This window comes from Accumulibacter sp. (assembly GCF_031732815.1).
In the GTDB taxonomy this organism is placed as follows: Bacteria; Pseudomonadota; Gammaproteobacteria; order Burkholderiales; family Rhodocyclaceae; genus Accumulibacter.
Window position 1 is genome coordinate 1 of the sequence record NZ_JAVMKF010000057.1, and the last position, 7,683, is coordinate 7,683.

Genomic DNA, 7,683 nt, shown 5'->3' on the forward strand with positions numbered 1-7,683 from the left:
AGGGAAGCAGTTTGCGCACGCGTTGCCGATACGCGTGGTATTCGGGGAATTTTTCTGCGAGCCAGATTTCCTCGCGGCGCGATTTGATGTCGAGAAAGATCAGGAGCAACAGAGCGTAGCCCAGCGTCAGCCAGCCGTTCAGCCATAGCGCCCAGCCAAAGGCGGCAAGGATCAGGCCGCTGTAGATCGGATGCCGGACGAGGCGGTAGATGCCGCTGACTACCAGTACGGCGTCTTTCCTCGGCTGCGGCAAGGGCGTCAGGTTCTTGCCGAGCTGGACGCAGGCGAGCAGCGCGATGGTGATGCCGATCGCCAGCAGGGCGCCGCCAAAGAGTTTCCCGAGCCAGGTGCAGGGCGCTGTCCAGGCGGCGCCGGGCCAGGAACTTGGCGCGAACAAGACGAGCGCGAGCAGAATCATCTGCACGAAGACGTAGCCTTCGCCGCGGCGGCCAAACGCTGCCTCGCATGCCGTGCTCGCATTCTTCTTTCGCCGCCGGCAGCACCCGACGACGATGCCGATCAGCAGGCAGATGAGCAGGAAGACGATGAGCCCGAAGAGCAGCCAGGGAAACCTCTCGGCGCCGACCTTCCTGATCAGGTCGTTGACCAGGTCGGCTTCGATGGCGCCGATTGCGCAGCTTGCCCCGCTACGCGGATTGCCGTAGAGGTCGCGTCCATCGACCAGATCGTGCGCGGCACAGATCGCCAGGCTGCCCGCATTGCGTGCGGGGCTGGACATCGTCGGGGCAAAACGGGCGTCGAGTGATGGATCGGCGACCGGGATCGTCGCGCCGCAGCCCGCATCCGGGTATTGCAGGTTGGCGCCCGCGAGCTTCAGCGTGGCCAGCGCATTCGCGCAGTTGCCCTGGTTGCCGGCGACGATCACGTTCGCCATGCTTGCTCCGACCGTGCCGCCCGGCGCCAGGTGCAAGCCCTCGCTTTGGTTGCCGATCAGCGTGCTGTTGGCAACTTCGACGTTCTGCGCGAAGAGCGCCGCACCGCCGGCGGTGCTCACGTTGCGCGCGAGCAGCGCGTTGCCCAGGCGCACGATTCCCGCGCCAGCATCGATCACGTGCTGCGTGGCAGTATTGTCGAGCACGAAGACGCGCGTCAGTTCGAGGCGCGTGGGCTGGCTGCCGGGCGCCGGCAAGTCCTTGCCGACATCTGCCGGCACTGCCTCCATGGGCGACGCGCTGGCGCTGACCAAGGCGATCGCGCCGCCCGATTCACCCGCCTTGTTGCGGCTCATCTGTACGGCGTCGCCCGCCACGTCGCCGAGCAGCAACAGCGCGCCGCCGTCCTTGGCCGCCTGGTTGTCGCGCAGCTTGACGTGCCCGAGGCGCAGGCGCAGGCGGGCGTTCAGCGGATTGCTGCCGGCCGGCGAGAGGTAGGCGAGGGCGCCGCCGGACAGCGCGTGATTGGCCTCGAAGTCCGACGACTGCAGCGTCAGCGTCGAGCGCGCGGCGAGCATGGCACCGCCGAGCATGCCGCGGTTGTTCTTGAAGCTGCTGCGCGAAATGGTCGCGTTGGCAAAGGCGACTTCGACCGCGCCGGCGGCGCTGCGGGCGAGTTCGAGGTAGATGCGGTTGGCGTACAGCCAGCCACGCCCACCGGCGGCGAAGGGCAGCACGTCGCCGTTGTCGGTGAAGCTCGATTGATCGATGACGAGTTCGCCGGCAGCCCAGAAAGCGGGTCGCTTGTTGCGCTCGAAGCTGCACTTGCGCACCTGCGCCGAGATCTGCCGCCCGCTGGTCACAGGATCGCTGCGCCAGAGCGCGTGGAACGGTCGCGACAGATTGTCGCGGAAAGCGACTTGCTCAAGTTCGAGTTCGCCGGCCATGACGACGCCGAAATCCGGCTGCCTGGCGTCGCCATTGCGAGCGAAGGTGCTGGCGCGCGCGACGAGCTTGCGCACGGCAAATGGCAGGCGGGTGTCGGTCACTGTCACCTTGTTCAACTCGACGACCGCCAGGTCGTTGCGGTCATAAACGATACCGGTGAAGATGTTGGGGTCGGCCGGGTTGGCCGGCGGATTGCTCAGCGTCAGGTTGCGCAGGGTCAGCCGGGCTGGCCCGGCAGGGACGAACATGACGCCGTTGCCGGTACCGCTCAGCGTCGCCCCTCCGCCATCGATCGTCGTCGCGCCGCTCAGCACGCGCTCGCCGGTGAGCTTGATTTCGTTTGGCCCGCCGGCGCAGGCGATGCGGATGTCGCCGCCGGTAGCCAGCGCGCTGACCAGGTTGACTCCACCGGCGGCGTTGTCGGTGCCGCAGGCGGTGACGACGGTTTCCGCCTGTGCGGCGAGCGCTGCGCCGAGCAGCAGGAGGCCCTTCAGGAAGTCAAGGCAACGCACGTTTTGGCTTCTCCTGATCGCTGAAGTCCACGCTCATCGTTTCGCCGGTACGCGGGTTGCGGATCGTGTAGCTCGCTGTCCCGGTGCGGTTGATCACGTCGCCCTGCGCACGTGGCCAGGCGGGTAGCGCGCCGTGCGCCTGCGCGACGCCGCCCGCTTCGCTGACCCACGCGCCATGCGGTGCGAACTTGATGATGCCGTTGGTGCGCGAAGCATAGGTGAAAGTGCCCAGTCCGGACTTGCTCGCCATTTCGTCGAAGTTCGCGGCGTTGGCGGCGAGCACCTGGTCATGCAGATCCTTGCTGGTTGCCGCCGGCGTACGCGGCACTACTTCGATGAAGCCCCACTTGCTATCTGCCGCGCAGTCGCTGCTGCCGGCGCACGCCTGCTCGTAGACGACGACGAAGAAGTCGTCGCCTGCGTCGCCGTTATCCCACGCCTTGCAGTTGGCTGAGTCGATCAGCGAAAACCGTCGACCGGCGGGAAGCGCGGCGGAGTCGTGGGTGACCATGCAGGCGCGCAGGAAGTCGGGAATCTGCAGGTTGATTCCGCAGGCGAACGAGCCGTGGACGCAGAAGTTGTCGTTGAACGACATCGGCTCGTCCTCCTGGTCGATCTTCCAGCGCACGACCTTGCCCTCGAAGCGGATGAAGTGGGCGAAACGATCCTGCCGGAGCGGCTGCTCGACGCGCGCCGGCGGCAGCTCGCGGCAGCTTCCGGTGGCTTCGCAGGCGGGCAGGCGCTTGCCCGAGCTGACCATCAGCGTGGTCGGCACGCCGGCGCCACGGTCGGTCCACTTGATGAAGGCGCTCGGGTAGATCGTCCCGGTCGGTGTGCGCAAGCCCTGCGCGTAGCCGCTCTCGCTGCCGCCCGCGGTGATCAGCCACGCCTTGCCGCTGCTGTAGCGCTCCCAGCCGGCGTGGCGCAGCGTCTGCGTCCACGCGCCCTTGACCAGTGCCAGGTCGAGCAGCAGGCGGTGTGGTGTGTAGGCCGAGGTCGCCTCCCAGATCATCTCGGCCAGGCTGTCCTCGCTGGCGTGGCCGTCAGGACCGTGCAAAGTCTGCCCGGCCCAGAGCTGCATTGCGGCGATCTGGTGATCGGCAAGGCCGGAAAGCTCGAACAGCGAGCGGACGGCCGCGCGCTTGCTGTGATCCTTTTCCAGCTTGCCGAGCGTGTAGTCGGTGTTGGCGTGCGCCAGGCGGCGGAAGGGCACGATGCGCCTGCCCTGGTTACTGCCCAGCGCCATCTTGGCGGCGGTGAGGTCGCCGACGACGGCAACGCCGGTGATGAGCTGCGCGTCGTCGGCAGAACACGCGGGCACGCCGGCCTGGCAGGAAAAGTCGTGCAGGTTGAGCAGTGCGGTGAAGCTGAGGCGGCCATAGGGTTTGGCGTTGAATTCCGCGAAGTCCTCGTCGGTGACGCGCTGCAGTCTTTGCATCAGCCAGGCGTGGATTTCCCGGTTGTACGCCTGATAGTCGGCGACCGCGTCGCTGTCGCCGATCGCTGCCGAGTCTTCGATGAGCATCTGGTTCTTCAGATATTTCGAGGAATTCTGCATGAACAGGTGGTTTTCCGTCTCCTCGACGCCACCGAACAGCGCGCCCAGGGCGATCTGGGGAATTTCCGCGGCGACTGCCAGCGCGCTGAGCAGCGTGATGATGATCGCCGCGACGAGCGGGCCGACGATTGCGCCGAGCAGCGCGGCAAGCAGCGCGAGAGCGACGCCGGCGATGATCAGCGCCAGGAAGAGGAGCAGCAAGGCCAGGAAGTCGAGGAAGTCGTCGCCCGTATCCGAACCCTCGGCGTCGCCGTCCACGTCGCGGCCGAGGTCCGGGTCGTAGAAGCTGTTGTCGTCCAGGCGGTCGCGCGCGCTGCCGTACTGATTGTCCGGATTGCCGCAATGCCAGAGCGGATGAACCTCCTGCGCCTTGCCGCCGCTCAGGGTGAGCAGGCGGGTCTGCAGCTTGTCGATCGCGTCGGCGCTTTCCGCACTCGGCGGCGTCAGCGTTGCCGCCTGGCGCAGCAGGAAGGTGAGTCGGGTGAGCAGCGCAACCGCCATGTCCCAGTCGGCTTCCGGCGGCGAACCGAACAGGTGACACGGCAAGCCGCTCGAACCCGGGTTGCCCTGGCGCACGAAGCGCCGGTCGAGGATGACCGAGTTGATCTGGCGGGCGAGACAGGCGGGGCTGAGCGAGTAGCTCACCCGGTATTCGACGACTCGCTCGCCGCTGCCCCCGCGCGCGACGATGCGCGGCTCGACGCGCGTGACGACTGCCTCGCAAACGCCCCCGAAGACTTGCGCGGCAAAGGCGTTCAGCCTGCCTCGGATGGTCTCCGCGACTTCGCCCGGGCGCGCCGGGTCGGGCGGCAACAGTTTGTTGAGGTCCTGGTCGAGCGTCTCGATCGCTGCCTTGAGCGCCGGCCCCTCGGGCAGCAGGTTTTCCCACTCGCTGATGGCGAAGACCTGCGTCGTGGCGCAGGGCTGCAGGTGCCGGTCGATCAGCCCGGCAAGGACCGCCGCCTTGGCGATCATGATCTCGTTCGGGCGTTCAGCGAGGCTCAGCTTGTGGCGGATGAAGGTCGCTTCGACGCCGCAGGCGAGTTCGCGGATGACGCGCTTCTGGCGTTCCGGCAAGGTCGCCTGCGCTGTCGAACCGTCAATCGGGATCGGGCCGAGATCGCGCGAGCGGGCGTGCGCCAACGGTACGCAGGCCAGCAAGATCAGGAGGACGGCGACGATCCTCGGCATTTCATTCTCCCGGGCAGACGGTCAAGGCGCGGTCAGGGCGGACTGTAACAGGATCGGTCGCTCAGGCGCCAACTCGGCGGCGCGTGCGCATGCGCTTTTCGAGTCCGACGACGACGAAGGCGACGATGCCGACGGCGGCGATCTCCAGCCACTCGTTGACGCCAATCGGGGCGGTAGCGAAGAGCCGGTTCATCAGCGGAAGGTAGGTCAGGAGTCCTTGCAGGAGTGCCATGACGAGAACGCCGTACCAGATCGCCGGGTTGGAGAAGACGCCGATCCGCCAGGCCGAACGCGTCAGCGACCGGCAATTGAACAGATACATGGCTTCGACGACGACGAAGACGTTGACGGCGACCGTGCGGGCTTCGGCGAGCGAGTTTCCCTGCTCGAGTTCAAGCAGGAAAAGTCCGAACGATCCGGCGAGGAGCAGCACGCTGACGAGAACGATGCGCCAGACCAGAGCCGGGTCGAGGATGGGCTGGCCGGGTGGGCGCGGCGGGCGGTGCATGACGCTGTGCTCGATTGGCTCGAACGCCAGCATCAGGCCGAGGAAGACTGCCGTCGTCATGTTGATCCAGAGGATTTGCAGCGGCGTGATCGGCAGCGTCGCGCCGGCAAGGACGGCGGCAACGATCACCAGACCCTCGCCGAAGTTGGTCGGCAAGGTCCAGGTGATGAACTTGACCAGATTGTCGAAAACGCCGCGTCCCTCCTCGATCGCCGCCTCGATGCTGGCAAAGTCATCGTCGGTGAGGACCATGTCGGCGGCGTCCTTGGCCACTTCGGTCCCCGCCTGGCCCATGGCGATGCCGATGTCGGCCTGTTTCAGTGCCGGGGCGTCGTTGACGCCGTCGCCGGTCATCGCGACGATCTCGCCGTTGGCCTGCAGCGCACGGACCAGACGCAGCTTCTGCTCGGGTTCGACGCGCGCGAAGACCGCGGTGCTCCTGACTACGGTGCGCAGAGCGTCGTCGTCGAGCGCCGCCAGCTCGCGACCGGTCAGCGCGCTGTCGCCGGCCTGCGCGATGCCCAGATGGCGGGCAATCGACAACGCAGTGACCGCGTGGTCGCCGGTGATCATCTTGACTGCGATTCCCGCTGCATGACAAGCGCGAACCGCGCTGATCGCCTTCGCACGAGGCGGATCGATCATGCCGAGCAGACCGACGAACTGCAGGCCGTCAGCCGCGTCAGCGGCGTCCAGCGTCGCTGCTTCGGCGGCAAAGCGACGCGCGACGGCGAGCACACGCAGACCTTGCGCCGCCATGTTGCGCGCCGCGCCCTCGATTTCGGCACGGCGCAGAGCGACGACCGTGCCGTCGGCGTCGAGCATGCTCTGCGAACGCGGCAACAACTGTTCCAGCGCGCCCTTGAAGTAGGCGATGCGCGTTCCTTCAATCTCGTGCAGCGTCGCCATATATTGGCGCGCCGAATCGAAAGGAATCTCGTCGAGGCGGGGAAACATCGTGGCCAAGGTCCGCTCGTCGAGCCCGGCCTTGCGCGCGGTGACCAGCAATGCGCCTTCGGTCGGATCGCCGACGATCTCCCAGTGGCGGTTGCTGCGCCGCAGCGCCGCATCGTTGCAGAGGACGCCGGCGAGCAGGCATTCGCGCAAGGCACCGCTGATTTCCTGTCCGTCGCCGAGCTTGCCGTTCGGCGCGTAGCCGTTGCCGCTGACCATCGTCTGCACGCCGCCGGCATGGATCTCGCGTACCGTCATCTGATTCTCGGTCAGCGTGCCGGTCTTGTCCGAGCAGATCACCGTCGTGCTGCCCAGCGTTTCGACTGCCGGCAGCTTGCGGATGATTGCCCGCCGGCGAGCCATGCGCGAGACGCCGATCGCCAGGGTTATGGTCATCGCCGCCGGCAGACCTTCCGGAATGGCGCCAACCGCCAGCGCGACGGCAGCCATGAACATTTCGAACGCGGCTTCGCCGCGCAGCAGGCCGACGGCAAAGGTGAGCAGGGCGAGCAGGCTGATCGCGATCAACAGCCAGTTGCTGAAACTGGCCATCTTGCGCGTCAGCGGCGTCGTCAAGTCGGGCGCTTCGGCGATCAGGCGCGAGATGCGCCCGGTTTCCGTGCGGTCGCCGGTGGCCACGACGAGTCCTGCACCCTGGCCGCTGATCATGACGGTTCCTGCGTAAGCCATGTTGCAGCGATCGGCGAGCAGCGTGTCTTCGGGCAAAGCAGCACCATGCTTGCTGACCGCGGCCGATTCTCCGGTCAACGCCGACTCGATCGCCTGCAGGTCCTTGCTGCGGAACAGGCGGAGGTCGGCGGGAACCTTGTCGCCGGCGGCCACGAGGACGACATCGCCGGGAACGAGTTCGGCCGACGGCAGGCGCTGCTTGCTGCCGGCGCGCAGGACGGTGACCTCGCTGCTCACCGCCAGGCTGAGCGCGGCCAGCGCATTCTCCGCCCGACCTTCCTGGATGAAGCCGATAATGGCATTGATCAGGGTGACACCGAAGATCACGCCGGCGTCGACCCATTCGCCGAGCAGTGCGGTGACCACGGCGGCGAGGAGCAGAACGACGACCAGTGGCTGGACGAACTGCAGGGCAAAACGGCGCAGCGG

3 protein-coding genes are annotated in these 7,683 nt (G+C 66.9%); all 3 read right to left on the minus strand.

Annotation, left to right across the window (positions count from 1 at the left end; genetic code table 11):
- Positions 1-2,353 (minus strand): isoprenylcysteine carboxylmethyltransferase family protein (locus RKP46_RS04910; protein WP_311105589.1); only part of this gene is annotated, 2,353 nt, incomplete at its 3' end.
- Positions 2,340-5,102 carry a hypothetical protein gene (locus tag RKP46_RS04915; protein WP_311105590.1) on the minus strand — a complete coding sequence of 921 codons (2,763 nt, stop codon included), beginning with the start codon at positions 5,100-5,102 and terminating at the stop codon, positions 2,340-2,342. The genes RKP46_RS04915 and RKP46_RS04910, both read right to left, overlap by 14 nt.
- Positions 5,103-5,163: 61 nt before the next feature.
- Positions 5,164-7,683 (minus strand): HAD-IC family P-type ATPase (locus RKP46_RS04920; protein ID WP_311105591.1); only part of this gene is annotated, 2,520 nt, incomplete at its 5' end.